Raw genomic sequence first — 25929 nt, forward strand, 5'->3', positions numbered from 1 at the left:
CATCGTCTTGTCATTTAACATCTGGACTTATATGTTTTAGCTCCCTCGCCGCCCCACAAGGGAGCAAGGGACCTTTGCTATCGCCTCACGCCCCCAGGCCCAGTAGCCAGGAGCTCTCGTGCAGCAGTTGAAGCACTTCATCGGCGGTGAGTACATCGGATCCGCGTCGGGCGAGGTCGCCGACATCATCGATCCCGTCACCGGCCGCCCGTATTGCACCGCCGCCGTCGCCGGCCCCGAGGACGTCGATCGCGCGCTGAAGGTCGCGGCCGCCGCTTTCGAACAGTGGCGTGGGACCACACCCGCGCAGCGCCAGTTCGCGTTGCTGAAGATCGCCGACGCCGTCGAAGCGCGCGCGGACGGCCTCGTGCTCGTCGAATCGGCGAACACCGGCAAGCCGATCGCGCTCACCGCGGCGGAAGAACTGCCGATGATCGTCGACCAGTTGCGGTTCTTCGCGGGGGCCGCGCGTGTCCTGGAAGGACGGTCGGCGGGCGAATACATGGAAGGGCATACCTCTTTCGTCCGCCGAGAACCGATCGGCGTGTGCGCGCAGGTTACGCCGTGGAACTACCCGCTCCTCATGGCGGTCTGGAAGATCGCTCCCGCGCTCGCCGCGGGGAACACGGTGGTGCTCAAACCGGCCGACACGACCCCCGCGTCGACCCTGCTCCTCGCCGAGATCTGCGCCGAATTCCTGCCTCCCGGCGTGCTCAACGTGATCTGCGGCGACCGCGAAACCGGCCGCGCGCTCGTCGAGCACGAGATCCCCGCGATGGTGTCCATCACCGGCTCCGTGCGCGCCGGGATCGAAGTCGCCGCTTCGGCGGCGAAGGACGTGAAGCGCGTACATCTCGAGCTCGGCGGTAAGGCGCCCGTAGTGGTCTTCGCCGACGCTGACATCGAGGCGGCCGCGGAAGGCATCGCCGCCGCCGGGTACTTCAACGCAGGCCAGGACTGCACCGCGGCGACCCGGGTCCTGGTCGACGGCGAGGTCCACGACGCGTTCGTAGAGGCGCTCATCCGGCAGGCGCGGGCGACCACCACCGGGAAACCCGACGACACGTCGGTCGGTTACGGGCCGCTCAACAACGCCGCGCAACTCGAAAGGGTGGCCGGATTCGTCGATCGGCTTCCCTCTCACGCGACAGTCCACTGTGGAGGCAAACGGTATGGGGACGAGGGTTACTTCTACGCGCCGACGGTGATCTCCGGCGTCCGCCAGGACGACGAGATCAGCCAGACGGAGGTCTTCGGCCCGGTCATCACCGTCCAGCGGTTCGGCTCCGAAGCCGAAGCGCTCGCCGCGGCCAACGGCGTCGACTACGCGCTCGCGTCGTCGGTGTGGACCGCCGACCACCAGCGGGCGATGCGGCTGGCCGGAAAGCTCGACTTCGGCTGCGTGTGGATCAACACGCACATCCCGCTGGTCGCCGAAATGCCGCACGGCGGCTTCAAGAAGTCCGGCTACGGCAAGGACCTCTCGCTCTACGGCCTCGAGGACTACACCCGCGTCAAGCACGTGATGAGCGCGCTGTGACGACCACCGAAAGGCACGCCATGCCTCAGCGAACGCACCCCGCCTCCGCGGCGGGGGAGCAAGGGACCTTTGCTATCGCCGGCGGGGACCCGGCCATCCGGCTGCGCGGCCTGCGCAAGGAGTTCGGCCAGGTCCACGCGGTCGACGGCGTCGATCTCGACATCCCGCCCGGCGAGTTCTTCTCGATGCTGGGCCCGTCCGGTTCCGGCAAGACGACCGTGCTCCGCATGATCGCCGGTTTCGAACTCCCGACGGCGGGCACGATCGAACTCCACGGCCGCGACGTCAGCCGTCTCGCGCCCTTCGACCGCGACGTCAACACGGTCTTCCAGGACTACGCGCTCTTCCCGCACATGACCGTGCGCCAGAACGTCGAGTACGGCCTTCGGGTGAAACGCGTGCCCCGCGCGGAGCGGCGTCAGCGTGCGAAGGAAGCCCTCGACACGGTGAGACTCGGCGAGTTCGGCGAGCGCAAGCCCGACCAGCTCTCCGGTGGTCAGCGGCAGCGCGTCGCCCTCGCCAGAGCCCTGGTCAACCGCCCGAAGGTGCTCCTGCTCGACGAACCGCTCGGCGCGCTCGACCTGAAACTGCGTCACACCATGCAGACCGAGCTCAAACAGATCCAGCGCGACGTCGGCATCACCTTCATCTTCGTCACCCACGACCAGGACGAGGCGCTGACGATGAGCGACCGCATCGCGGTGTTCAACGCCGGCCGCATCGAACAGGTCGGCTCACCGGTCGAGGTCTACGAACGGCCGGCGTCGGCGTTCGTCGCCGGGTTCGTCGGCACCTCGAACCTGCTCAGCGGCGGTGGTGCCGAAAACATCATCGGCAAACCCGGGGTCTTCAGCATCCGCCCCGAAAAGATCCGCATCGACGCGGATCTCTCGCAGGCGGCGGACGTCGGCGAAACCAGCGCCACCGGCACCGTCACGAACACCGTCTACGCCGGCGCCACCGTGCGCTACGAGGTCACGCTCGACGCCGGTGGCCAGCTCTCCGTGGTCCGGCAGAACACCGCCGAACCCGCGGACTTCGAGGGCGGCCGTGTCCGCCTGAGCTGGCGGCACGAACACAGCTTCCGCGTCCCCGAAGCCGGTTAGTTCTCCCCAGCACCGAAAGGTTGTTCAATGAAGAACAGGAAACTCGCGCTCGCCGGGCTGCTCGGCGCCGGCCTGCTCGTGGCCGCCTGCGGAACCTCCGGATCCAATTCGACCGCCGCCGCGCCCGGCGGACAGGGCTTCACCCCGCCGAAACTCGACGCGCTCGCTCAGCTCGGTCAGCTCGAAGGCCAGGTCAACGTGCTGGCCTGGCCGGGTTATGCGGAGAACGGTTCCAACGACCCGGCCGTCGACTGGGTCACCGGCTTCGAGAAGGAGACTGGCTGCAAGGTCAACGTCAAGGCGTTCGGCACCTCCGACGAAGCCGTGAGCCTGATGAAGACCGGGCAGTACGACGTCATCTCCGCCTCCGGTGACGCTTCGCTGCGGCTCATCGCGTCCGGAGACGTCGAACCGGTGAACACCGCGCTCGTGCCGAACTACGCCGACGTCTTCGACTTCCTCAAGAACCGCCCGTGGAACAGCGTGAACAACGTGTCCTACGGCGTGCCGCACGGCTGGGGCGCGAACCTGCTCACCTGGCGGACCGACAAGGTGAGCCCGGCGCCGACGTCGTGGTCGGTGATGTTCGACGCGAACAGCCCGTACAAGGGCAAGATCTCCGCCTACGACTCGCCGATCTACATCGCCGACGCCGCGCTGTACCTGCAGACCCACAAGCCCGAACTCGGCATCAAGAACCCGTACGCGCTGGATGACAAGCAGTTCCAGGCCGCCGTCGACCTGCTCAAGCAGCAGCGTCCGATGGTGGGGGAGTACTGGTCGGACTACCTGAAGGAGAGCCAGGCGCTCAAGAGCGGCGACGCCGTCGTCGGCACCGCCTGGCAGGTGACGGTGAACCTGACCAAGAGCGAGGGCGCGCCGGTCGAATCCGTGCTGCCGTCCGAAGGCGCGACGGGCTGGTCGGACACCTGGATGGTGTCGGCGAAGTCGCCGCACAAGACGTGCTCCTACAAGTGGCTGAACCACATCGTCAGCCCGAAGGCCAACGCCCAGGTCGCCGAATACTTCGGTGAATCGCCCTCGAACCCCAAGGCGTGCGCCGAAACCAAGAACAAGGCGCACTGCGACACCTACCACGCCGGTGACGCCGCGTACGCCGCGAAGATCCACTACTGGACGACGCCGATCACGCAGTGCCTCGACGGCCGCACCGACGTCAAGTGCAAGGACTACGGCGAGTGGACGCGCGCCTGGACCGAGATCAAGGGCTGACCTCCCGAACTCCGGGAGCGGCTGGTGGTGCCCCCAACGCCGGCCGCTCCCGGTCCCATCCCCGTAGGTGGACATGATGACCACGACGCTCGATTCGCCGAGGCGGAAAGCCTCCGCCTTCCTGTACCGCAAGCCCCGGCTACGGCTGGCCATGCTGCTTTCCGCGCCGGCACTGTGGCTCGGTCTCGCCTACCTCGGCGCGCTGGCCGCGCTGTTCGTGACCGCGTTCTGGCACACCGACGTCTTCACCGGCCAGGTCGTCACCGAATGGTCGCTGGACAACTTCGTCACCCTGTTCAGTGACGCGGTCTATCGCACGATCACCCTCCGGACGGTCGGGATCGCCGCGCTGGTCACCGTGATCACCGCCGTCATCGCGTTCCCGATGGCGTTCTACATGGCGAAATTCGCCTCACCGAGGGCGCGACGGCTCCTGGTGATCGCGGTGATGACCCCGCTGTGGGCGAGCTACCTGGTGAAGGCCTACGCGTGGCGGAGCATGTTGTCCGGTAACGGAGTCCTGCACTGGCTGCTCAACCCGTTCGGCCTCGACACCCCCGGCTACGGCGTGCTCGCGACCGTGATCACCTTGTCGTATCTGTGGCTGCCGTACATGATCCTGCCGATCTACGCGGGCCTGGAGCGGCTCCCCAATTCCCTTGTGGACGCATCCGGCGACCTCGGCGCCCGGCCGTTCAGGACCTTGCGCTCGGTGGTTCTGCCGGTGACGTTCCCGGCGGTCGTCGCCGGTTCGATCTTCACGTTCTCGTTGTCGCTGGGCGACTACATCGCGGTGAAGATCGTCGGCGGCACGTCGCAGATGCTCGGGAACGTCGTCTACGACAACATCGGCGCGGCCAACAACCTGCCGTTCGCGGCGACCGTCGCGACCGTGCCCGTGGTGATCATGCTCGCCTACCTCGCCGCCGTGCGCCGCACGGGCGCGCTGGACAACCTGTAGGAGCGCGCGATGCGGCTTTCCCGGACGACCAAATACCTGTTGCTGGCGGCTCTGGTTCTCGGCCTCGCGGTCATCTACTTCCCGCTGCTGGTGGTGCTGCTCAATTCGTTCAATGCGGACACCACCTTCGGCTGGCCGCCGTCGAGATTCACCCTGGGATGGTGGGGACGGGCCGCGGAGAACGAAGGCGCGCTGAACGCGCTGGGCACGAGTGTCCAAGCAGGACTCGCGGCCACGGCGATCGCCTTGGTACTGGGCACGATGGCGGCGTTCGCCTTGCAGAAGTACCGGTTCTTCGGCCGCAATCAGGTGTCGCTGCTGATCATCCTGCCGATCGCGCTGCCCGGCATCGTCACCGGCATCGCGCTGAACAACGCTTTCCGCACGATCCTCGGCATCGACCTGGGCCTGTTCACCGCGATCGTCGCGCACGCGACGTTCTGCATCGTGGTGGTGTTCAACAACGTCGTCGCGCGCTTGCGGCGGATGGGCGGCAATCTCGAAGAGGCGTCGATGGACCTCGGCGCCGACGGCCTCACGACGTTCCGGCTGGTGACGTTCCCGATGCTGCGCTCGGCTCTGCTGGCCGGCGGTCTGCTGGCGTTCGCGCTGTCGTTCGACGAAATCATCGTCACGACGTTCACCCTCGGGACCGGGCTGGAGACCCTGCCGATCTGGATCCTGAACAACCTGTTCCGGCCGAACCAGGCACCGATCGTCAACGTCGTGGCGGCGGTGCTGATCCTCGCGTCGGCGATCCCGGTCTATCTGGCACAACGGCTTTCCGGCGACACGACTTCCGGCGGGCGGTTGTAGAAAAGCGCCGGTGCGGCCCAAAAGCCGCACCGGCGCTCTCGATTTCACTCAGTACCGGCGGTCGACCACCGCCCCGGTCGCGGCCGTGAAGACGATGTAGCCGTTCTGGAAGTCGCTACGCTTGCCGCCGGGGACGTCGTACTCGCCACTGGTCGGGAATCCGAGATACGAGGTCTCCCAGCCGAGCTGTCGCCAGCGATTGCGGATCGCGCCCCGGACGTCGAAAGCGGCGCTGGTGCCGAACCGCCAGTAGATCGAGTGTTCCTCGTTGTCCTTGCGGAAGTGGTTGTACTTGCCGCTTCCCTGCGGCGTCCAGGTCTCGTCGGTCACCGGATAGCCGAGCCCGGTTTCCCAGCCGAGGCCCGCCCAGCGCTCGCGGATCCAGCCGTGCACCTCGTAGGCACCGGTCGACGGTGTCCAGTAGATCGAGCCGACCCGGCTGAAATGGTTGTACCTGCCCACCCCGTCCGGGGTGCCGGTCTCGTCGGTGGTGGGGTAGCCGAAGTACCTCTCCCACCCGAGCGTCTTCCACTTCTCCCGGATGGCGCCCATGATGAAGTGCGCCCCGGTCGCGGCCGTCCAGTAGATCGACGAGTTGACGAAGTGGTTGTACCGGCCGGTCCCGTCCGGCGTCGCCGCCTGGTCGGTGGTCGGGTGGCCGAGCACCCCGCTCTCCGAACCGGTCTCGAGCCACTTGTCGCGGATGGGACCGTAGACCACCGCCGCACCGGAAGCCGGCGTCCAGTAGATCGTCCCCTCACCGGTCGTGGGCCCGCCTTCGAAGTGGCTGAAGCGGCCGTCGCCCACCTTGCCGGGGAACTCGTCGATGTTGGGAGCACCCAGGAAGGCATGCGCGCCGAGGGCGACGTACTTTTCGTGGATTCGGCCTTGGACGGCGGTCACACCGTGTCGCCAGGTCCAATAGAGCCGGCCGTTGGCATAGGCCTGCCAGTGCCCCGGGCTCTCGATGACCTCACGTCCCACGGCGGCACCCAGTGTCGTGCGCAGCGCGGGCTCGTCCGCATAGCGTTTTTCGATGGGTGAGCGGTAGTCCGCGCGGAGCGTGAGTTCCGCGGCCGTCATCCGGATCTCCCGCTGCGCGTCGGTGCCGAAGCTGTCCGCCCACCGGTGGAAAACCGCGCCGTCGAGTGCGGTGGCCGGCGCCGAGAGCCTCAGCGGAGAGCCGACGGTCACCAGGCGGTTCGCGCTCCGACCGGGTTCGACGGTGAGCTGGGCCGGGTGACTACCGGCGACCGTGAGCCGCGCGAGGCGTGGCTGGGCGACATAGCGCGCCTTCGCCACGACGTTGCGGCTGTTCGTCACGGTCCCGGTGAGCACGAGACTGCTGTCGGTCTCCTCAGGGAAGTCCATCTTGAGGGTCGATCCCGAGCCGTGGCGCACCAAGGTGGTAGTACAACTGTCGTCGGCGGGGCAACGCCGTTGCTCCGCCTTCCAGATGACGGTGATCGGCCCGTCGACGGGATCGTCCGATTCCGCGGACACCTCGACTGTTGCCCTCGCCGAGTACACCGTGCCCTGGATCGGCGGGAGCAGCGTGATCACCGGGCCCGCGCCACCAGGCGTGATCGTCTGGCTCGAACTCGCCATGGCGCCGTGGATGTCTTTCACGGTCAGGGTGGCGGTCGCGGTGTATCCCGGCCCGTAGGTGTGCTCCGAGGCGCGCCCGCTGCCGGTTCCGCCGTCACCGAAGTCCCACTGGTAGGAGAGCTCGTCGAAGTCCGGGTCCGTCGACAGGCCCGCGTCGAACGAGACGGTCCGGGTGACGGGATCGATGGTGGCGTTGAATTCCGCCACCGGGACCTTGTTGGCGGGACGGTAACTCAGCCGCCGCAACGCCGAGGTGTCCGCGTCGGCCACCACGATGTCGCCGTTGGGGGCCGTCGCGATCGAAACCGGGCTGCCGAGCGCGGAGGCGAAAAGCGTGAGTGGGTTGTTCACCTGCGCCGAACTGGTGAAGCTGAGCGTCGACAAGGTGCCGGCGCTCTTATCGGCCACGAAGTGACTCTCGCGGTACTGCTCGGGGTAGGCCTGCCCGCCGTACCGAAGGCCCCCGACGAGGGCACCGTTGCCATTTTGGCCGGCCTCGACCAGCGGCGCGGTGTTCGTCACGCCGGCGCACTCCGGCAGGTCCTGGTAGCCGGGTGTCCTGGTGTTCCCGTTCCAGCAGGGCCATTTCGAGCTCTGGCCGGGAAGTGCGATGTTCACTTCGTGCCGTCCGGCCGGGCCGGTGTCCGTGACGAGCACTCCGCCCCGAGGGTCGAGCGTGACGCGCGGATCGCGCAGGCCGCTGAGATAGGTACGGCCTCGCCAGGAGGTGAGGTGGCTGGGGTCGTAGTAGGGGTTGTCCGCGACGCCGCGCCCGCTCGTGTCGACACGCAGTACCTTGCCGGTCGGCAGGCTCGGGTCCAGCGCGTGCAGGGCGAACCTGTCGACGGGTTCATCGGTGGCGTTGTCGCCGACCGCGATCCAGAGGGCGCTGCCCGTCGGATCAACGGCGAGATCCTGGATCCCTCTCTCGTCGGAGTTCGCCGCGAATTCGAGGACCACCGATTCACCGGTGAGCCCGGTCGGCGCGCCCGTGCCCTGTGCCTGCCACTTGCTGACGCGGAGCACACGCCCGGTGGAACCGCCGGGAACCGCTTGAGTGGTGTAGATCGTCCGGCTGGTGGCGTAATCCGGGGCCACCGCGATACTGGTCAAGCCGAGCGATCCCCCGGTGTAGACGGGGATCGAAGCGACTTCGATCGGCTGACCGCCGCTCGGTGTCCAGCGCACCGAGCCCTGCTTGCCGGTCGTCAAGGCACTGCCGTCGGGCAGATACGCGGCGTCGGTGAGCTCTCCCGACGGCTGCCCGGTCGGCGTGTCGACGAAAACGAATCCGGTCGGTAGTACAGGCGCCGCTTCGGCGGCAGGTGTGGTGACAGCGGTGATTCCGAGCGCGGTCAAGACGGCCGTCGCGGCGGCGACGGATCTTCGAGAACGCATCAGACCTGCTTTCTTCGGACGAAGAGAGCTCCCGAAGCATCAGATCGCGCGCAGGCCGGAGCGAAGATGTGTCGTGGCCACGGCAGGACGCAACGCGACGATCAAGACACCTGGATCCCCCCAAGGACGATGATCAAGGAGAACGCTATTGGTCTGGACCCGCCTTGTCATCGGCCATTTGCATGCCGAAAGTCAGAGCTGGTCGGAAAGAATCCGTCGCCTCCCGAAGCGCCGCCAGCATCCCCGGATCCGTCACCGCGTGCCCGGCGGCTTCCACCAGATCCAGCTTCGAGTCCGGCCAAGCCCGGTGCAGCTCGTAAGCCGTCACCGGCGGGCACACCGCGTCGTACCGCCCCTGCACGATCACGCCGGGAATCCCCGACAGCTTGCCGGCCTCGCGGATCAGCTGTCCTTCCTCGAGCCACGCCCCGTGGCAGAAATAGTGCAACGCGAGCCGCGCGAACGTGACCGCGAAGTCCGGTGACGCGTATTGGTTGCGGAAGGCCGGATCCGGGCGCAGGCAGACGATCGCGCCTTCCCAGGTGCTCCAGGCGATGGCGGCGCGCTCCCGGATGACCTGATCGGGGTGATAGACGAGGTCGCGATAGGCCGCCATCGGGTCGTCGCGGCGTTCTTCGGGAATCGGAGCGAGGAAGTCTTCCCACTCACGGGGGAAGAGGTTCGCCGCACCACCGCCGTAGATCCAGTCGAGTTCGCCGCGGCCGACGGTGAAGACGCCGCGCAGGATGATCTCGGTGACGCGGCTCGGATGGGTCTCGGCGTAGGCGAGGGCGAGAGTCGCGCCCCACGAGCCGCCGAAGATTTGCCATTGTTCGAGATTCAGCCGTTCGCGCAGCTTTTCCATGTCCGAGACGAGGTGCCAGAGGGTGTTGACCGACAGGTCGACGTCCGGTTCGCCGATGGCCGGAGTGCTGCGGCCGGTGCCGCGCTGGTCGAACAGGATGATCCGGTAGACCTCGGGATCGAAATGCCGCCTCGCCATCGGCGAGATGCCGCTACCAGGGCCTCCGTGCAGGACGACCACCGGTTTGCCGTCCGGGTTCCCCGCCTCCTGGCAGTAGATCCGGTGCCCGTCGCCGACGTCGAGCATGCCCTCGGCGCGAACGTGGATGGGCGGATACAAATCGTCCATACGGACACTTTGCCCGAATCGGCGAGTGTCCGAAGGGTGGGGGCCCGCCCCCGCCGCCGGGCTGAGCGGGCCCCCGGTCTTCGATCGCGTCAGCAGCCCGCCGTGGCGGCCACGTTCGCGAATCCCTTCCCGGCGCCGGTCACCTTGTTGCTCGCGCAGACCTTGTTCCCCGTAGCGGCCTTCACGAGATAGAAGCCGTACGCGTGGCTGGACTGCACGTCCGCGGTGTTGCCGGAGAAGGTGTTGCCGCGGCCCCAGCCGTCAAGCTGGACATGGACCTCGAAGCCGCCGTAGGTCGCGTCGTGCACGAAGACCTTGCTGCCCCGGTTGTCCGCGACCACGTAGTTGTTGCCCTTCAGATCCACCCAGCTGTCGGCGAAGTGCTCGCCGCTCTGCCCGGTCCCGTCGAAGACGTTGCCGCGCAGCTCACCGCCGGTGGTGCCTTCCTTGATGTCGATCGACTCGGCCCGCACGTTCGGGCCGATCTTGTTGCCGAGCGCCTTGTTGCGATCGCTCCGGTCGGGCGTGCCGCCCGGCCAGTTGCCCTTTGCGGAACCGAAGTAGATGCCTTCGCCGTAGCCCGCGAACTCGCGGCCGGTGTCGGTCACCTCGGAGTTCTTCACGACGTTGTCGGTGCTCGTGTACTGGAAGTGGATGCCTTCGTGGCCGACGGCGGTGACCTTGATGCCGTCGACGACGGTGTTCTTGACGCCCGTCGCCATCAGGCCCTTCTGGCCACCGGTGAGGGTGAAGCCGGTCAGGTTCCAGTAGCTGCCGGTGAGTTCGAGCGTGCGCCCGGCCGGGGCCTTGATGACCGCGCTCCGGGGACCCTTCAGCGTGATGCGGCTGCCGGAGGTGCCGCTCTTCGCCGCCTTGAAGTTGCCCGAGAAGGTCGTGTTGGCCGCGAGCTCGATGACGGTGCCGGGCGTGACCGAGGCGAGCGCCGTCGTCAGCTGCTCCGAAGTCCCGACGCGGACCGTCGCGGCCTGTGCGGGGTGCGCCGCCAGCGTCGACAGCAGTGCGGCACCGGTCGCGATGGTCAGAACCCGCTCACGAACACGCATCCGTGGTCCTCCTCGTCGAGGGATCGAAGCTCGGTCGTGGCGGCGACGGCTAGACCGTAAGGCAGCTCTCGAACGCTAGTCAAGGACATGATTGAAGTTCATATACGTGAACAACTAAAGGAGGGTCTGCGCGCACCGCCCACCGGGAAAGAGAGCAAGGGACCTTTGCTGTCGCCCTCCCCAGCGGGAGTGATAGCAAAGGTCCCTTGCTCTCTTTGTGCAGGTCAGAGGTGGGTCAGTCGTGGAAAGAGTGCTCCGAGGCCGGGAACTCGCCTCGCCGGACGTCCTCCGCGAACGCTGTCGCGGCCCCGGCCAGTACGCCGGCGAGATCGGCGTACTTCTTCACGAAGCGAGGAGTCTTGCCGCGCCGAAGCCCGGCCATGTCCTGCCAGACGAGCACCTGCGCGTCGCAGTCCGGCCCCGCGCCGATGCCGACGGTCGGGATCTTCAGTTCGTGCGTGATCCGCTTCGCCGCTTCGGCGGGCACCATCTCCATGACGACCGCGAAGGCGCCGGCCTCCTCCAGGGCGAGCGCGTCGGCGAGCAGCGCGTCGGCCGCTTCGCCGCGTCCCTGGACCCGGTAGCCGCCCAGATTGTGTTCACTCTGTGGGGTGAATCCGATATGTCCCATTACCGGGACACCCGCTGAAGTCAGTGCCTCGGCGTGCGGCGCGAATTTCCGCCCGCCTTCGAGTTTCACCGCGTGCGCACGGCCTTCCTTCATGAACCGCACCGACGTCTCCAGCGCCTGCTGCGGCGAAAGCTGATAGGAGCCGAACGGCAGGTCGGCCACGACCAATGCCCGCTTCACCGACCGGGTCACCGCGCGGACCAGGGGAAGCAGCTCGTCCACGGTCACCGGAAGCGACGTGTCGTAGCCGAAAACGTTGTTCGCCGCGGAATCCCCGACGAGCAGCACGGGAATGCCCACCTCGTCGAACAGCGCGGCGGTGTACATGTCGTAGGCGGTGAGCATCGGCCAAGCTTCGCCGCGCTCCTTCATCTCGCGAAGGTGATGTACGCGGACTTTCTTCCCAGACGTGGTCTGGGGCGCCGCGCCGGTCCCGTACGGAGCGACGAGCTCGCCGGAATCCTTTTCAGTGGCAGACATCCTTGTCGACCGTCCTTCCCTCGAGGCCTCGATGAGGTCCCCGGGTCGTGGAGCTGAACAAGTCAAAGCGTGACACGCGGGAATGGCCCTCCCAAGGCCCTGCGACCAGCTTCACACCGCGGTGTCGAGGCAGCGTCACGCCTGCGAACGACGAAATTGAGACCAGAGGATGATGATCGTTGACAACCACACGGGGTTGTCTGACGTCAAGTAAGAGCAGCTGTCGATCACCTGTGAGTACCGCGAAAGGCCAGAATGGTAAACCCAGCGAGCCGTGTGCCGCCGTGGAAGGCGAGGGCGGGCGGCATCGTCGCCACCCTCGTGCAGCTCGCGGCCGTGTTCTCGGTGATCCTCCTCCTCGCCGGCGGCGTGAAGGGGCCGGTGCTCAAGGCGGGTGACGTCGCCTTCTCGGCACTGAGCATCCCGACGAACGCGAGTCTCGTGATCGTCCTGTTGCTCGTCGTCCTCGGCGCCGCGCTCCGCCGCCGCAAACGCGCCGCTCTGTACACGTTGTTGCTGTTCCAGTTCGGCGGCCTGGCGGTGACCCTGGCCTTCCAAGCCGCGTTGCTGTGGTCGCCCGAGCTGCTCAAGCTGGGGCCGTGGCAGGTCCGGCACATCCCGCACCAGGTGTGGGTGCTGGCCGTCGCCGACCTGATCTCGATCGGGATGATCGTGTTCCTCTGGATCATCCGCCCGGCGTTCCCGGCCCGGCTCGCGCCTGGCGCCTGGCGTGACGGCTTCACCGTGCTCTTCGGCGGTCTCGCCGCGGTCATCCTCGTCGGCTGGGGCTTGAGCGAAGCCTTCCCTGGTCGCCTCGCGGACACCTGGGAGCGGTTCGCCTGGGTTGTCAACCACACGACCGGTGAGAACATCCAGCTGCGCCGCGTCGGCATCGGCGAAGGTCCCGCCTGGCTCGACCTCCTGCTCGACCTCAGCGCGACGGCCGTCGCGACGGCCGCGTTGTACACGCTTTTCCGCGGCGTACGCAGCCGTCGCTTGAGGACGGACGAGGAAGAACTGCGCGTACGGCGCCTTCTCGCCGAACACGGCGAAGACGACTCTTTGGGGTATTTCGCCACCCGGCGCGAGAAGAGTGTCGTCTTCTCACCCAACGGCCGCGCCGCCGTGGCCTACCGTGTGCTCGCGGGCACCAGCGTCGCGAGTGCCGACCCCATCGGAGATCCCGACGCCTGGCCGGACGCGGTCCGCGCCTGGCTGAACGAGTCACGAACCTACGGCTGGACCCCCGGCGTACTCGGTGCGAGTGAACGCGGCGCGAAGGCTTATGCCGACGCGGGTCTGCGCGCACTGGAAATCGGCGACGAAGCGGTCCTCGACGTTCGTGACTTCAGCCTCGCCGGGCCAGAGCGCCGCTCGGTCCGCCAAGCGGTCAAACGGATCGAACGGGCCGGATACACCACGAAAGTCCGGCGTCACAGCGAAATCCCTGCCGACGAGATGGCCAGGCTGTTGTTGCAGGCGCAGCAGTGGCGTGGCGCGGAGACCGAACGCGGGTTCTCGATGGCGCTCGGCAGGCTCGGTGATCCGAGCGACGGCCGCAGCGTGATGGTGGAGGCGTACGACGCCAAGGGCGAGCTTCGCGGCATGCTGTCGTTCGTCCCGTGGGGCAGGCGCGGTCTGTCCCTGGACCTGATGCGGCGCGACCGCGACGCCGAAAACGGGCTCAACGAGTACATGGTCGCCGAGGTCGTGGCGGCGAGCTCACACCTTGGCGCACAACGGATCTCCCTGAACTTCGCGATGTTCCGCGCGGTCTTCTCCGAGGGGGAGCGGATCGGCGCGGGCCCGGTGCTGCGCGCGTGGCGCAGCGTCCTCAGCATGGCGTCGCGATTCTTCCAGCTGGAGTCGCTCTACCGGTCGAACGCCAAGTACGGACCCGACTGGGAACCGCGGTTCCTGTGCTATTCCTCGGCTCGGCGGCTGCCACGGGTCGGCATCGTCGCCGGCGCGCTCGAAGGATTCGTCCCCACCGGACGTTCGGCCCGGGCGCTGAAACTGGAAACCGTCACCGACGAATTCGTCGCCGAGGTCCATCGCATCGACGCGAACGCGGCCACCCCCGCGCCGAAGCAGGTGCGGCGGCCCGATCAGGTCCGCGTGCGGATGGCGAAACTGGATCGCTTGCGGGAAGCCGGGATCGACCCCTATCCGGTCGGTTTCGCCCGGGAGGATCAGCTCGGCGACGTCGTCGCCAAGTTCGGCGACCTGAGCCCGGACAGCCACACGGGTCACCGGGTGCGCATCGCCGGACGGGTGCTCGCGATGCGCAACCTCGGCGGGCTCTGTTTCGCGCGGGTCAAGGACTTCGGCGGCGAGATCCAGCTGATGCTCGACGCCTCCGTGCTCGACCTCGGCGGCTGGCGGCGCGGTGTCGACCTCGGCGACCACGTGGGTGTGAGCGGGCAGGTCGTGACGTCACGGCGTGGCGAACTTTCCGTGCTCGTCGACGAGTGGACAGTTACGGCGAAGAGCCTGCATCCGTTGCCGGACAAGCGAAAAGGCCTCACCGACCCGGAGACGCGGGTGCGGCAGCGCTACCTCGACCTCGCGGTGAACCCGGATTCGACGGCGATGCTGCGGATGCGCTCGACCGTGGTGCGCGCGGTGCGGGAACGACTGCACCAGGACGATTATCTCGAAGTCGAGACGCCCATGCTGCAGACCGTGCACGGCGGCGCCAACGCCCGGCCGTTCGTCACCCACATCAATGCATACGACATGCGGATGTACCTGCGGATCGCGCCCGAGCTGTATCTGAAGCGGTTGTGCGTGGCCGGGGTCGAGCGCGTTTTCGAGCTGAACCGGAACTTCCGCAACGAAGGTGTCGATGCGACGCACAATCCCGAGTTCACCATGCTGGAGGCGTACCAGGCGTACGCCGACTACAACACGATGCGGACTCTGACGCGTGAACTCGTGCAGCACGCCGCGGAGGCCGCGTACGGCGCGCAGGTCGTCCGCCGTCCGGGGCCGGACGGAAAGGTCATCGAGTACGACATCTCCGGTGACTGGCCGGTGATCCCGGTCCACGAGGCCGTTTCGGCTGCGCTCGGGGAGAAGATCGACGCGGGCACCTCGGTCGCCGAACTCCAGCGGCTGTGCCGCGCGGCGGGAGTGCCGGTGAACGAGGAGGCCGGTCACGGCGACCTCGTGCTGAAGGCGCACGAGCATCTCGTCGAAGGCGCGACCGTGCTGCCGACCTTCTACACCGACTACCCGACCGACGTCTCGCCGCTGACCCGGCAACACCGCGTGGACCCGCGGCTGGCCGAGCGCTGGGACCTGATCGCGTTCGGCTCCGAGGTCGGCACGGCCTACACCGAACTGACGGACCCTCTCGAACAGCGGCGGCGGCTCGAGGCCCAGTCGCTGCGCGCGGCGAGCGGTGACGTCGAGGCGATGGAGCTGGACGAGGACTTCCTGCTCGCGCTCGAACACGGCATGCCGCCGACCGGCGGGCTCGGCATCGGCGTCGACCGGCTGCTGATGATGCTGACCGGTGCGTCGATCCGGCAGACGGTGCTGTTCCCGTTCGTGCGTCCCCAGTCGTAGCGGCCGCGGGAGAGCAGGGGACCTTTGCTATCGCTCGTTAGCCTCACTAACGAGCGATAGCAAAGGTCCCTTGCTCTCTTCCTCGCCGAATCGCTTCGGGAAGTCGGAGCCGGATGTAAAGATCTCCTTCCCGATGGAAGGAGCCACCATGGCTGGAAACGTTCCCCCGGTCGCCGACGAGCGCGAAGGTCTCCTCGCCTACCTCGAGCAGCAGCGCCACGTCCTGCGGATCGCGGCCCACGGACTCACCGAAGAACAGGCCAGAGCCGTCCCGACCAAAAGCTCACTGAGTGTCGGTGGCCTGATCAAGCACACCGCGCACGTCGAAGACGGCTGGCTCGACATCATCCTCCAGAAGCCCGCGAAGCCGATGGAAGAGACGATGAAGGAGTACGAAGCGGGCTACGTGATGGCGCCGGACGAGACGATCGAAAGCGTCTACGCGCGCTATGACGAGGTCGCCCGCCGCACCTCGGACGTCATCGCCGGGATCGCCGACCTCGGCCAGCCTGTCCCGGTGCCGCAGGGCGTGCCCTGGTATCCGAAGGACGTCGAGGCCTGGTCTGTCCGCTGGGTGCTGCTCCACCTCATCGAGGAGACCGCACGGCACGCCGGGCATGCCGACATCATCCGCGAGCACATCGACGGCGCGACCGCGATCCCGCTGATGGCCGCCGCGGAAGGCTGGCCGGAGACGCCCTGGCTCAAGCCGTGGTTGCCCACCCAAGCCGTTTAGAACAACGTCGGTTCGTCCGCCAAAGCGCCTTCGATGACCAGCATCCGGCGCTTGGTGGCGACCCCTCCACGCGCGGAGAACCCACCGTCCTTGCCGCCCGCGGCGAGCACGCGGTGGCACGGCACGATGATCGGGAACGGGTTACGGCCCATCGCCTGCCCCACGGCCTGCGCCCCACCGGGCATGCCGAGGATGTTCGCGATGTCGCCGTAGGTCAGCGTCTTGCCAGCGGGGATCGAGCGGATGAACTCGTACACCCGGTGATGGAACTCCGGCACGCCCTCGTAATCGAGCTCGACGCCGGTGAGGTCCGTGCGCTTGCCGCTCATCAACGAGACCACGTCGCCGATCGCCCGCTGGACCTCTGCCGGCGGCGCGGACTCGACCGCGTCGGGCAGGCGTGCGGTGAGCCGCGCCCTGGTCTTCTCTTCACTGCCTTCGGGTAGCTGGACCGCGATGACCCCGCGTTCGCTCCACGCGATGCCGCAGTCGCCGATCGCGGTGCCGAACACGGCGTAGCCCGGTGCCGTCATGAATCCAGGGTACGAGACAGGTCCGACAGTTTCGGCTTAGCCGCTTTTGGCGACACCACGGTGCCAAGGACACGGCGGCTGCGATAGGACTATGGGCATGACCGACCTCGTGCTTGATCACCTCGTCTACGCCGGGCCGAATCTCGAAGAGGCCGTCGCGCGCGTCGCGGATCTGACCGGCGTCACGCCCGTACGCGGGGGCAGGCATGTCGGGCTCGGCACGGCCAACTATCTGGCCGATCTCGGCGCCGGCGCCTACCTCGAAGTAGTGGGGCCCGATCCGGACCAACCCGGGCACGCCGGGCTGCGGCCATTCGGCATCGACGAGTTGACCGAGCCCGCCCTGGTCACCTGGGCCGCGCGTGTTCAGGGCATCGACGACGCGATCGCCGAGGCCCGTGAACGTGGTTACGACCCGGGAGAGGCGTTCGAGATGTCGCGCGCCACCGACGACGGCGAACTGCTGACCTGGCGCCTCACCGGCGCCGGCGGCTTGAACGGGCTCGCGCCCTTTCTCATCGACTGGGGGAACACCCCGCATCCGACGACGCGGGGACTCCCCTCGATTCCGCTGCTCCTGGTCACCGGTGTCCACCCCGAGCCCGCCGCGGTCGAGTCCGCGGTCCGGGCGCTCGGGATGGACATGCTCGTCCGGCGCGACGCGAAGCCCGGCCTGGTGGCCGTGCTCCAGAACTCAGCCGGGAAGCAGGTCACGCTGAGCTGAGCGGGTCACGACCGTGCCCTCGCGCCAGCCGTTGGTCATCGGCAGCCGCCGGTCCCGCCCGAACGCCTTGAACGTGATCTTGGTGCCCGGCGGGTACTGGCGGCGCTTGTATTCGGCCTTGTCGACCATGCGCACCACACGATCGATGGTCTCCGGCTCGAAGCCCGCGTCCACCAGGTCGACGTAACCGCGGTCGCCCTCGATGTAGTCGTCGAGGATGTCGTCGAGCATCAGGTAGTCGGGCAGCGAGTCACTGTCCAGCTGCCCGGGCCGCAACTCGGCCGACGGCGGCTTGGTGATCGAGTTCTCCGGGATCGGCGGGGTCTCGCCGTTCTTTTCGGCTTCCGCGTTGCGCCATTTGGCCAGATGCCAGACGTAGGTCTTGAACAGGTCCTTGATCGGCGCGAAGGCTCCGACGGCGTCGCCGTAGATCGTCGAATAGCCGACGGCGAGCTCGGTCTTGTTGCCGGTGGCGAGCACCAGGTGACCGTCCTGATTGGACAGTGCCATCAGCAGCATGCCGCGGACGCGGGCCTGGATGTTCTCTTCGGCGAGGCCGGTCAGCTGAAGCTGTTCGACGTAGATCTTGACCATGTCCGCGATCGGCTCGACGCGATAGTGCGCGCCGATGCGGCGGGCCAGATCAGCGGCGTCGTCCTTCGAGTGTCCCGAGGAGTACTCCGAAGGCATCGAAACGCCGTAGACGTTGTCGCCGCCGAGCGCGTCGGCGGCCAGTGCCGCCACGACCGCCGAGTCGATGCCGCCGGAGAAGCCGAACGTCACCGACGAGAAGCCGTTCTTGTGCACGTAGTCGCGCAGGCCGACGACGAGCGCGTGCCAGACCTCGGCCTCGTCCGACAGCGGCTCGCTGATGGCCGAATCGCTGCTCGGGCTGTAGGCCGGAACCGGCTCCTCGCTGAGGACGCGGCGCTTGACCCGCAGACCCTCGAACTCGCCCTCGGCGGTGTGCCCGCCCGCGACGAGGTCCGTGTCGACGACGAGCAGGTGCTCGACGAACTGCGGAGCGCGCGCCAGCAACCGGCCGTCCGCGCCGACCACGATCGAATCGCCGTCGAAGACGAGGTCGTCCTGACCGCCGACCTGGTTCGTGTACACCAGCGGCGCCCCGGCCTCGGCCGCGCGGCGGGCGATGAGCGGCAGGCGGATGTCGTCCTTCGCGCGCTCGAACGGCGAAGCGTTGGGCGCGACCACGAGGTCCACCCCGGCCTTGCCCAGCGCGGAGATCGGGCCGCCGTCCTGCCAGACGTCCTCGCAGATGACCATGCCGACGTCGACGCCGCGGAAGCGGACGACCTCGAGGTCGTGGCCCGGCTTGAACCAGCGGTGCTCGTCGAAGACACCGTAGTTGGGCAGGTGGTGCTTGAACTGGCGGGCGACCACCTCGCCGCGGTACAGCGCGGCCGCCGCGTCGCGCGGGCCGGCCTCGTCCAGGTCGAGGTACCCGATGTAGGTGAGCACCTCGCCGCATCCGGCTTCCTCGAGCCGCCGGGCGAGCGCTTCGACCATCTGCTTCGAGGCGGAGGCGAACGTCGGGCGGAGGGAAAGGTCCTCGACGGGGTAACCGGTGAGGGACATCTCCGGGAAGACCACGATGTGGGCGCCTGCTTCGGCGGCCTTGCGGGTCCACTCGACGGTGAGATCGGCGTTGCCCTCGAGGTCCCCGACGGTGGTGTTGACCTGGGCCAGTGCGATGCGCAGTTGCGGCATGCCGTCATTCTCACCCACCGGTGCCTGCAGGGACGAGTGGATGTGCCGAATCGCCCACCTGGGTCCTGTTCGCCGGGGCGTGACCGGCGGGGGAGCAAGGGACCTTTGCTATCGCCGGACGCCTGACCTGGGATTTCGCGGAAAAAGAGAGCGGGGGACCTTTGCTGTCACTCTCTTTTGGAGAGCGACAGCAAAGGTCCCCCGCTGCGTTCCGGGCCGGAGCTACTTCCGCTTGATCATGCTCCGCACCTTCTTGATGGTCTGCTCGAAGTCGGAGTCGAACGGGTTGTCGTGCACCAGGTAGGTCCACGTCGTGTTCGCCCGCCGCACGCCCGCGTCACCGAGGTCGATCCCGTTCTCGGTGATCTCGGCTTCCTCGAGCGTCTTAGCCGCCCGCTCGGCCGCCTCCGGGATGATCTTGTGGAACTCGGGGATCGCCGCGCGGTGGAACTCGTCGATCGGCGTCTCCCGTGCCAGCGCGCGGAGATGGATGCTCTCCCGCACGTCGGTCAGGAACGCCAGGTGGTCCGACCACAGCTGGTCGATGTGGAACAGCAGCACCTCACGGCTCAGCTGTTCGACACGAGCCTCGTCGTCGACGGCCTCCGAAAGCTCCTTGAACTTCTCCGGGTGCGCCTTCTCCAGCACCTCCGCCGCGTGCGCCGTCCGCAGCACCTTGTCCCGGTGCTCGAGCAGCTCGCCGCGCTGCCGCTCGATCAGCCGCGTGTAGCGCCAGGTGTTCCGGTGGATCTCCAGGTCGACACCCTCGGCGACGCGCTGCGCGTGGTTGATCTGCCGCAGCGCCGCCGGGTCGGTGACCTCGCCGCTGCCCACGTCGGAGCTGATGCCTTCGGGCACGTCCGGCGCGTTCGACAGCACAAGTTCGTCGTTCAAGCTGGCGAAGAACACCGCGCTGCCCGGGTCACCCTGCCGCCCGGACCGGCCGCGCAGCTGTCCGTCCAGCCTGCTCGACGGGTAGCGGGCGGTGCCGATCACGTGCAGGCCGCCCAGTTCGACGACCTCGTCGCGACCGTCGCCGTCCTTGCCGCCCAGCCGGATGTCGGTCCCTCGACCGGCCATCTGGGTCGAAACGGTGACCGCGCCCTTCTTGCCGGCGTCGGCGATGATCTCGGCTTCCTCGGCGTCGTTGCGCGCGTTGAGGACGACGCATTCGAGCTCGACCTTCGCCAGCTTCTCGGCCAGTTCCTCCGATTCGGCGACGTCCTGGGTGCCGACGAGGATCGGCCGCCCGCTCTCGTGTACCCGCCGGATCTCCTCTTCGATCGCGCGCAGCTTCTGCGACGGCGACCCGAAGATCCTGTCCTCCTGGTCTTCACGGATGTTCGGTGTGTTCGGCGGGATGACCGCGACCTCGAGCTTGTAGAACTCGCGCAGCTGCTCGGCGACCGCGACCGCGGTACCGGTCATGCCCGCGACCTCGGGGTAGCGCGCGAGCAGCGCCTGCACGGTGATCGAGTCGAGGATCTCGCCCCGGTCGGTCGCCTTGACCTGCTCCTTCGCCTCGACGGCGGCCTGGAGGCCGTCCGGCCAGCGCTGCAGTTCGGCGACGCGGCCGCGTGCGGCGTTGATCAGCTGCACCTTGCCGTCACGCACGAGGTAGTCGACGTCGCGGGTGAGCAGCGCGTGCGCGTGCAGCGCCACGTTCACCGCGGGCAGCCGGTCCGAACCCGTGTCGTCGTAAAGGTTGATGTCGTCGCCGAGGGCCTTCTCGACCACCGACGCGCCCGCCTTGGTCAGCCACGCGTTGCGGCCGTCGGCGTCGGTCTCGTAGTGCAGCCCGAGCCGCAGCCGCCGGACGATGTTCGCGACCTCGTCGTCGGCGTCGGTGTGGTCGATCGACCCCGCCATCACCAGCGGCACGCGCGCCTCGTCGACCAGCACGGAGTCGGCCTCGTCGACGATCGCCACCTCGGGATCGCGCTGGACCAAGTCCTCTTCGCGGGTCACCAGGCGGTCGCGAAGCACGTCGAAGCCGATCTCGCTGACGGCGCCGTACGTGACCTCCTTCGCGTATGCCTCGCGGCGTTCGCCGCGCGAGTGAGCGGGCTCGATCCAGCCGACGGAGACGCCGAGCAGGTCGTAGATCGGGCCCATCCATTCCGCGTCACGGCGGGCGAGGTAGTCGTTCACCGTGACGACGTGGACGTGCTTCCCTCGCAGCGCGTACCCGGCGCCTGCCAGCGCGCCCGCCAGCGTCTTGCCCTCACCGGTCTCCATCTGCACGATATGCCCGCTGAGCAGGCCCATCGTGCCGAGCAGCTGGACGTCGAAGGCACGCTCGCCGAGCGCGCGCCGAGCGGCCTCGCGGCCGAGCGCGCAGACCTCGACCAGCTGGTCGTTGCCGAAGGACGTGGCGTCCCGAAGCTTGCCGGCCCGCTCTGTCAGCTCCTCGTCGGAGAGCTTCTCCAACTCGGGCTCGAGCTTCTCGATGGCCGGCAGCAGCGCTTCGTAGCGGGTCAGCTCGACGCTGCCCGGCCGCTGGATGATCCGGCGCAGCTTCTTGCCCACCCGGCTGATCAGTGCTGCCACCCCTGTGCTCCCGTCTGTTCTTCTGCCGTCCGCACTCGTATCACCAACGCAGTGGTGGTGCGGCCGAGTTCCACGGCCGATGGCACGATCCAACCGTGTCCACTCATGTCAGCGCCAGGTCCCGTGCCCGTCGATTCGCCGCGATCACGCTGTCCGGCCTGCTCGCGGTCACTTTCACCGCGTGCTCGTCGGGAGAGGGCAGAACCCAGCCGCCGCCTCCGGCGACCGAATCGCACGCTCCGACCGGACCGGTGCCCGCAGGACTCGAGAAGTTCTACGGACAGAGTCTGACCTGGGCCGACTGTGCACCCTACGCGACATCCGATGACGCAAAAGCGGCGTTTCGAGTGAAGGACGCACAATGTGCCCGGCTGACCGTCCCGCTCGACTACGCGAAGCCTGAAGGCGACTCGATCACGCTCGGCCTGCTGCGACGGAAGGCGCTGGAAACCGACGAAAGGATTGGGTCGCTCGTGGTCAACCCGGGTGGCCCGGGTGCTTCCGGCATGGAGGCCGCGGCCGGTCTCGCCTCGCGGACGGCGACGAACGAGCTGGGCAAACGCTTCGACGTCGTCGGTTTCGACCCGCGCGGCATCGGCGCGAGCCAGCCGCAGATCCGCTGCCTGACCGACGCCGAACGCGACGCGGACCGGGCGGACGACAGCGAGACGGACGGGTCACCCGACGGGGTGAAAAAGCAGGAGACCGAGTCCCAGGACTTCGCGACCAGATGCGCTCAGCGGACCGAACACGGCGCCTCGATGCTCGCGAACGTGGGTACCCGCGACGTCGTCAAGGACATCGACATCCTGCGTTCGGTCCTCGGCGACCCGAAGCTGAACTACCTCGGCTACTCGTATGGGACGCGGATCGGATCCGCGTACGCGGAGGCGTTCCCGGCGAACGTCCGCGCGCTGGTGCTCGACGGTGCCGTCGACCCCGAGCAGGACGCGGTGGAATCGCTGGTCGCACAGGGGCAGGGCTTCGGCAAGGCGTTCGGAGAGTTCTCGAACTGGTGCGCCGCGCGCGAAGACTGCGCTCTCGGGCGTGACGCGGCAGGCGTGACCAAGGCGTTCCAGGACCTGGTGCGGCCGCTGATCGACTTCCCGGTGCCGGTCAGCGACGGCCGGAAACTGTCGTACGAGGACGCGACGACAGGCGTGATTCAGGCCCTCTACCAGCAGGATCTCTGGGAACCGCTGAACACCGCGCTCAACGACCTGAAGCGCCAGCGTGGCGACGGCCTGGAGCGGCTGGCCGACCTCTACAACGAACGCGGTGCCGACGGCCGCTACGGGACGACACAGGACGCGTTCGTCGCGATCCGGTGCGTCGACGACCCGCGGGTCACCGATCCGGCGAAGATCCTCGACGCGCAGAAGCGGTACGCGCAGGCGGCGCCGTTCCTCGACGACGGCAGGCCGGACGGTTCCGCCCGCGACGCCTGCGCCTTCTGGCCGGTCCCGAACACCTCGGAGCCGCACCAGCCCAACGTCGAAGGCCTGCCGAAGACGCTGGTCATCTCGACGACGAACGACCCGGCGACCCCTTACCAGGCGGGCGTCAACCTCGCGAAAGCGATCAAGGGAGCTTTGCTGACGTTCGAGGGCACCCAGCACACGGTGTTCCTCCAGGGCGTCTCGTGCGTCGACCGGATCGGCATCGACTACCTGGTGAGTGGCGCCGTGCCGGACGAGGGCACCCGCTGCGCGGGCAAGTAACGAGTTCGGCGCGAAGGGCCGTGAGCCGCCGGGACGCTGCGAAGATCGCGAGATGAGCCTTCGCCGCGTCCCGGCCACGCTCGCAGTTGTCGTGCTCGTCGCTTCGTGCACGTCGCCACAGCCGCAGCCTGTGCAGCCGCCGGAGCCTCAGCCGACCACGGCGTCACCGACTCCGGATCCGAAGGCGCTCGAGAAGTTCACCGAGCAGAAGTTGGCATGGGGCGCGTGTGAGTCCTTCAAGGACAAGGCGTTCGACTGCGCGAAGCTCACCGTGCCGCTCGACTACCTGAAGCCGGACGGCGAAACGATCTCGATCGGCGTCCTCCGGCACAAGGCGAAGAAGGCGGACCAGCGGATCGGCTCGCTCGTGGTCAACCCGGGCGGGCCCGGCGGCTCGGGCGTCTCGGCGGCCGCGCGCATCGCGAAGTCCCTGCCCGCGGCGACCTTGGCCGGACGCTTCGACATCGTCGGTTTCGATCCCCGCGGCGTCGGGACCAGCGACCCGACGCTCGTGTGCCTCACCGACGCGGAACGGGACGCGGACCGCGCGGAGGATTCGGAAAGCGACACGACCCCGAGCGGCATCACGAAGCAACTCGCCGAAGCGAGGGCGTACGCCGCGAAGTGCGCCGAGCGCACGAAGCACGGCAAGGAGCTGCTCGCCAACATCGGGACCAGGGACGTCGTCCGCGATCTCGACGTCCTTCGCTCGGTCCTCGGCGACGAGAAACTCACCTACCTGGGCTTTTCGTACGGCACGCAGATCGGGACCGCGTATGCCGAGGCATATCCGGACAAGGTGCGGGCGCTGCTCCTCGACGGCGCTGTCGATCCTCAACTCGACACCGCCGAATCGCTGGTCACGCAGATGGCCGGCTTCCAGAACACGTTCACCGAATTCGGCCAATGGTGCGTCGCCCGCGCGGACTGCGCGCTCGGCCGCGATGCGGGGGCGGTGACGAAGGCGTTCCAGAACCTGGTCCAACCGCTGATCGCCAAGCCGGTCCCGGCCGGGAACCGCGAACTTTCGTTCGAAGACGCCATCACCGGCACCAGCGCCGCGCTGTACTCGCAGGACGCGTGGAAGTTCCTCAACGACGGGTTCGCCGAGCTCAAACGGGGGAGCGGCAAAGCCCTGGTCGCGCTCGCCGACAACTACTACGGCCGCGAGTCGGACGGCCGGTACACCGGGATCCTCGACGTGTACTTCGCGGTTCGCTGCGTCGACAGCACGCGGATCACCGACCGTCGCGTCATCGACGGAGCCCACGAGCGGATGCTCCGGGGCGCGCCGTTCCTCGCCGGTGGCACCCCGGACATGAGCGAGCTCGACATCTGCTCGGTCTGGCCGGTGCCCGCCACTTCGGAAGTTCATAAACCGGACATCGAAGGCCTGCCGAGTCCGCTGGTCATCTCGACCACCGATGACCCGGCGACCCCATACGCGTCCGGCGTGAACCTGGCGCGGGACCTCAAGGGAGCTTTGCTCACGTTCGAGGGCGCGCAGCACACCGTCTTCCTGGACGGCAACGCCTGCGTGGACGGTGCCGGCTTCGCCTACCTGATCGACGGGAAGCTGCCCGCCCCCGACACCCGCTGCACCTAGCGGGGGAGCAAGGGACCTTTGCTATCGCCCGCCCCCGACGACCACCGCGTCATGCCTGGTCAACGCCAGCTCCAGCATCACCGCGAAGTCCTGCGGACTCGTCGGCGGCACCTGCAGCCACACCCGCACCAGCCGCCGAGGCTCGTCTTTCGAAATCCACAGCTTCACGAACACGTCCGACCTGATCTCCGGCACGATCCCGCCGATCACCGCGGCGGGCACCTTCGCCGCGATCCGGAACGAGTCGGTGTCCTGCACCCGCTCCCACCGCTCGCCCTTCAGCTCGGTCGCCCCGGTCAGCAGTCGCCGAAGCCCACCTTCAGCCCCGAGCATCGCCTGAGGCGTATAAGGCGCCGAAGCCGGAATCATCCGCTCCCCGTCAGGCCCACTGAGCGTGATCTCCGACCCGGAAAGCCGGTACTTGACCTTCATCCGTTCGAAGTCGTCCTGCAGGTCGGCATTACCGACCGCGCCACCCTCGAGACTGACCTCGCCATCGAGCCCCCGCACCGGCAACCCGGTGACCACGCCGTTCACCCCGAGAGTGAAGCGAACGCTGCGTAACGAGACGAGGGAGTCGGCCGCCGCGCTCACGAATTCCTGGGCGGACGGCAACGGGGACGATCCCGCGCAGCCGCCGATGAGCCCGATCGTGAGCAGCAGCGCCGGCACGAGGTGACGGCAGCGCATGGCCAGAGCCTATGGCTTGGCCCGAATCTTGCGCACGGTGTCCTTCCAGCCGCTTCCGCCGGGAGCCGCCGCCGATGA

At 67.8% G+C, this 25929-nt stretch carries 18 protein-coding genes; 10 read left to right on the plus strand and 8 right to left on the minus strand.

Features of this window, described 5'->3' with window-relative positions; genetic code table 11:
- Window positions 1–118: 118 nt before the first annotated feature.
- From BKN51_RS40575 to BKN51_RS40595, 5 genes are all read left to right on the plus strand, one after another.
- Complete coding sequence (locus tag BKN51_RS40575; protein WP_101612598.1) at window positions 119–1540, plus strand: gamma-aminobutyraldehyde dehydrogenase; 1422 nt, start codon at window positions 119–121, stop codon at window positions 1538–1540.
- A complete protein-coding gene (locus BKN51_RS40580; RefSeq protein WP_101612599.1) occupies window positions 1537–2646 on the plus strand; it encodes an ABC transporter ATP-binding protein in 1110 nt (369 codons plus the stop codon). The genes BKN51_RS40575 and BKN51_RS40580 overlap by 4 nt, the downstream gene beginning before the upstream one ends.
- 27 nt (window positions 2647–2673) lie before the next feature.
- Window positions 2674–3879 carry an ABC transporter substrate-binding protein gene (locus tag BKN51_RS40585; RefSeq protein WP_101612600.1) on the plus strand — a complete coding sequence of 402 codons (1206 nt, stop codon included), beginning with the start codon at window positions 2674–2676 and terminating at the stop codon, window positions 3877–3879.
- A gap of 76 nt (window positions 3880–3955) precedes the next feature.
- The gene (locus tag BKN51_RS40590; RefSeq protein ID WP_101613759.1) at window positions 3956–4840 is read left to right on the plus strand and encodes an ABC transporter permease; all 885 of its coding nucleotides are present in this window, start codon (window positions 3956–3958) and stop codon (window positions 4838–4840) included.
- Window positions 4841–4849: 9 nt separating this feature from the next.
- Entirely contained in the window at window positions 4850–5656 is an 807-nt protein-coding gene (locus tag BKN51_RS40595; RefSeq protein WP_101612601.1) for an ABC transporter permease, read from the plus strand.
- Between the two features lie 48 nt (window positions 5657–5704).
- Here the strand turns inward: BKN51_RS40595 and BKN51_RS40600 are convergent, their stop codons facing one another.
- The 4 genes from BKN51_RS40600 to panB all read right to left on the minus strand — a co-directional run bounded on the left by BKN51_RS40600 (window position 5705) and on the right by panB (window position 11990).
- Entirely contained in the window at window positions 5705–8662 is a 2958-nt protein-coding gene (locus BKN51_RS40600) for a PQQ-dependent sugar dehydrogenase (protein ID WP_101612602.1), read from the minus strand.
- A gap of 145 nt (window positions 8663–8807) precedes the next feature.
- Window positions 8808–9815: a prolyl aminopeptidase gene (gene pip / locus BKN51_RS40605; protein ID WP_101612603.1), complete on the minus strand. Its 1008-nt coding sequence runs from the start codon at window positions 9813–9815 to the stop codon at window positions 8808–8810.
- A gap of 89 nt (window positions 9816–9904) precedes the next feature.
- Entirely contained in the window at window positions 9905–10879 is a 975-nt protein-coding gene (locus BKN51_RS40610) for a hypothetical protein (protein ID WP_101612604.1), read from the minus strand.
- 235 nt (window positions 10880–11114) lie between these two features.
- Window positions 11115–11990 (minus strand): 3-methyl-2-oxobutanoate hydroxymethyltransferase, encoded by an 876-nt coding sequence (gene panB, locus BKN51_RS40615; RefSeq protein ID WP_101612605.1) that lies wholly within the window; start codon window positions 11988–11990, stop codon window positions 11115–11117.
- Between the two features lie 255 nt (window positions 11991–12245).
- On the opposite strand from panB, the gene lysX reads away from it, so the two are divergent.
- Complete coding sequence (gene lysX / locus BKN51_RS40620; protein WP_101612606.1) at window positions 12246–15563, plus strand: bifunctional lysylphosphatidylglycerol synthetase/lysine--tRNA ligase LysX; 3318 nt, start codon at window positions 12246–12248, stop codon at window positions 15561–15563.
- A 148-nt stretch (window positions 15564–15711) separates the two neighbouring features.
- On the plus strand, window positions 15712–16299 hold the full coding sequence (locus BKN51_RS40625) for a DinB family protein (protein ID WP_101613760.1): 588 nt from the start codon (window positions 15712–15714) through the stop codon (window positions 16297–16299).
- On the opposite strand, the gene BKN51_RS40630 is transcribed toward BKN51_RS40625, so the two are convergent.
- Entirely contained in the window at window positions 16296–16832 is a 537-nt protein-coding gene (locus BKN51_RS40630; RefSeq protein ID WP_101612607.1) for a methylated-DNA--[protein]-cysteine S-methyltransferase, read from the minus strand. The genes BKN51_RS40625 and BKN51_RS40630 overlap by 4 nt on opposite strands.
- Window positions 16833–16929: 97 nt before the next feature.
- On the opposite strand from BKN51_RS40630, the gene BKN51_RS40635 reads away from it, so the two are divergent.
- Entirely contained in the window at window positions 16930–17556 is a 627-nt protein-coding gene (locus BKN51_RS40635) for a VOC family protein (RefSeq protein ID WP_101612608.1), read from the plus strand.
- Here the strand turns inward: BKN51_RS40635 and BKN51_RS40640 are convergent.
- The gene (locus tag BKN51_RS40640) at window positions 17527–19284 is read right to left on the minus strand and encodes an NAD+ synthase (protein ID WP_101612609.1); all 1758 of its coding nucleotides are present in this window, start codon (window positions 19282–19284) and stop codon (window positions 17527–17529) included. The genes BKN51_RS40635 and BKN51_RS40640 overlap by 30 nt on opposite strands.
- Window positions 19285–19506: 222 nt before the next feature.
- Window positions 19507–21834 (minus strand): accessory Sec system translocase SecA2, encoded by a 2328-nt coding sequence (gene secA2 / locus BKN51_RS40645; RefSeq protein WP_101612610.1) that lies wholly within the window; start codon window positions 21832–21834, stop codon window positions 19507–19509.
- Window positions 21835–21983: 149 nt separating this feature from the next.
- Between secA2 and BKN51_RS40650 the strand changes: the two genes are divergently transcribed.
- Together BKN51_RS40650 and BKN51_RS40655 are read left to right on the plus strand one after the other, a co-directional pair.
- Window positions 21984–23555 (plus strand): alpha/beta hydrolase, encoded by a 1572-nt coding sequence (locus BKN51_RS40650; protein WP_199192963.1) that lies wholly within the window; start codon window positions 21984–21986, stop codon window positions 23553–23555.
- 52 nt (window positions 23556–23607) lie between these two features.
- Window positions 23608–25161 carry an alpha/beta hydrolase gene (locus BKN51_RS40655; protein WP_101612611.1) on the plus strand — a complete coding sequence of 518 codons (1554 nt, stop codon included), beginning with the start codon at window positions 23608–23610 and terminating at the stop codon, window positions 25159–25161.
- A gap of 21 nt (window positions 25162–25182) precedes the next feature.
- Here the strand turns inward: BKN51_RS40655 and BKN51_RS40660 are convergent, their stop codons facing one another.
- On the minus strand, window positions 25183–25851 hold the full coding sequence (locus BKN51_RS40660) for an LppX_LprAFG lipoprotein (protein ID WP_101612612.1): 669 nt from the start codon (window positions 25849–25851) through the stop codon (window positions 25183–25185).
- Window positions 25852–25929 lie beyond the last annotated feature (78 nt).

It is taken from the genome of Amycolatopsis sp. BJA-103 (assembly GCF_002849735.1).
Classification (GTDB): Bacteria; Actinomycetota; Actinomycetes; order Mycobacteriales; family Pseudonocardiaceae; genus Amycolatopsis.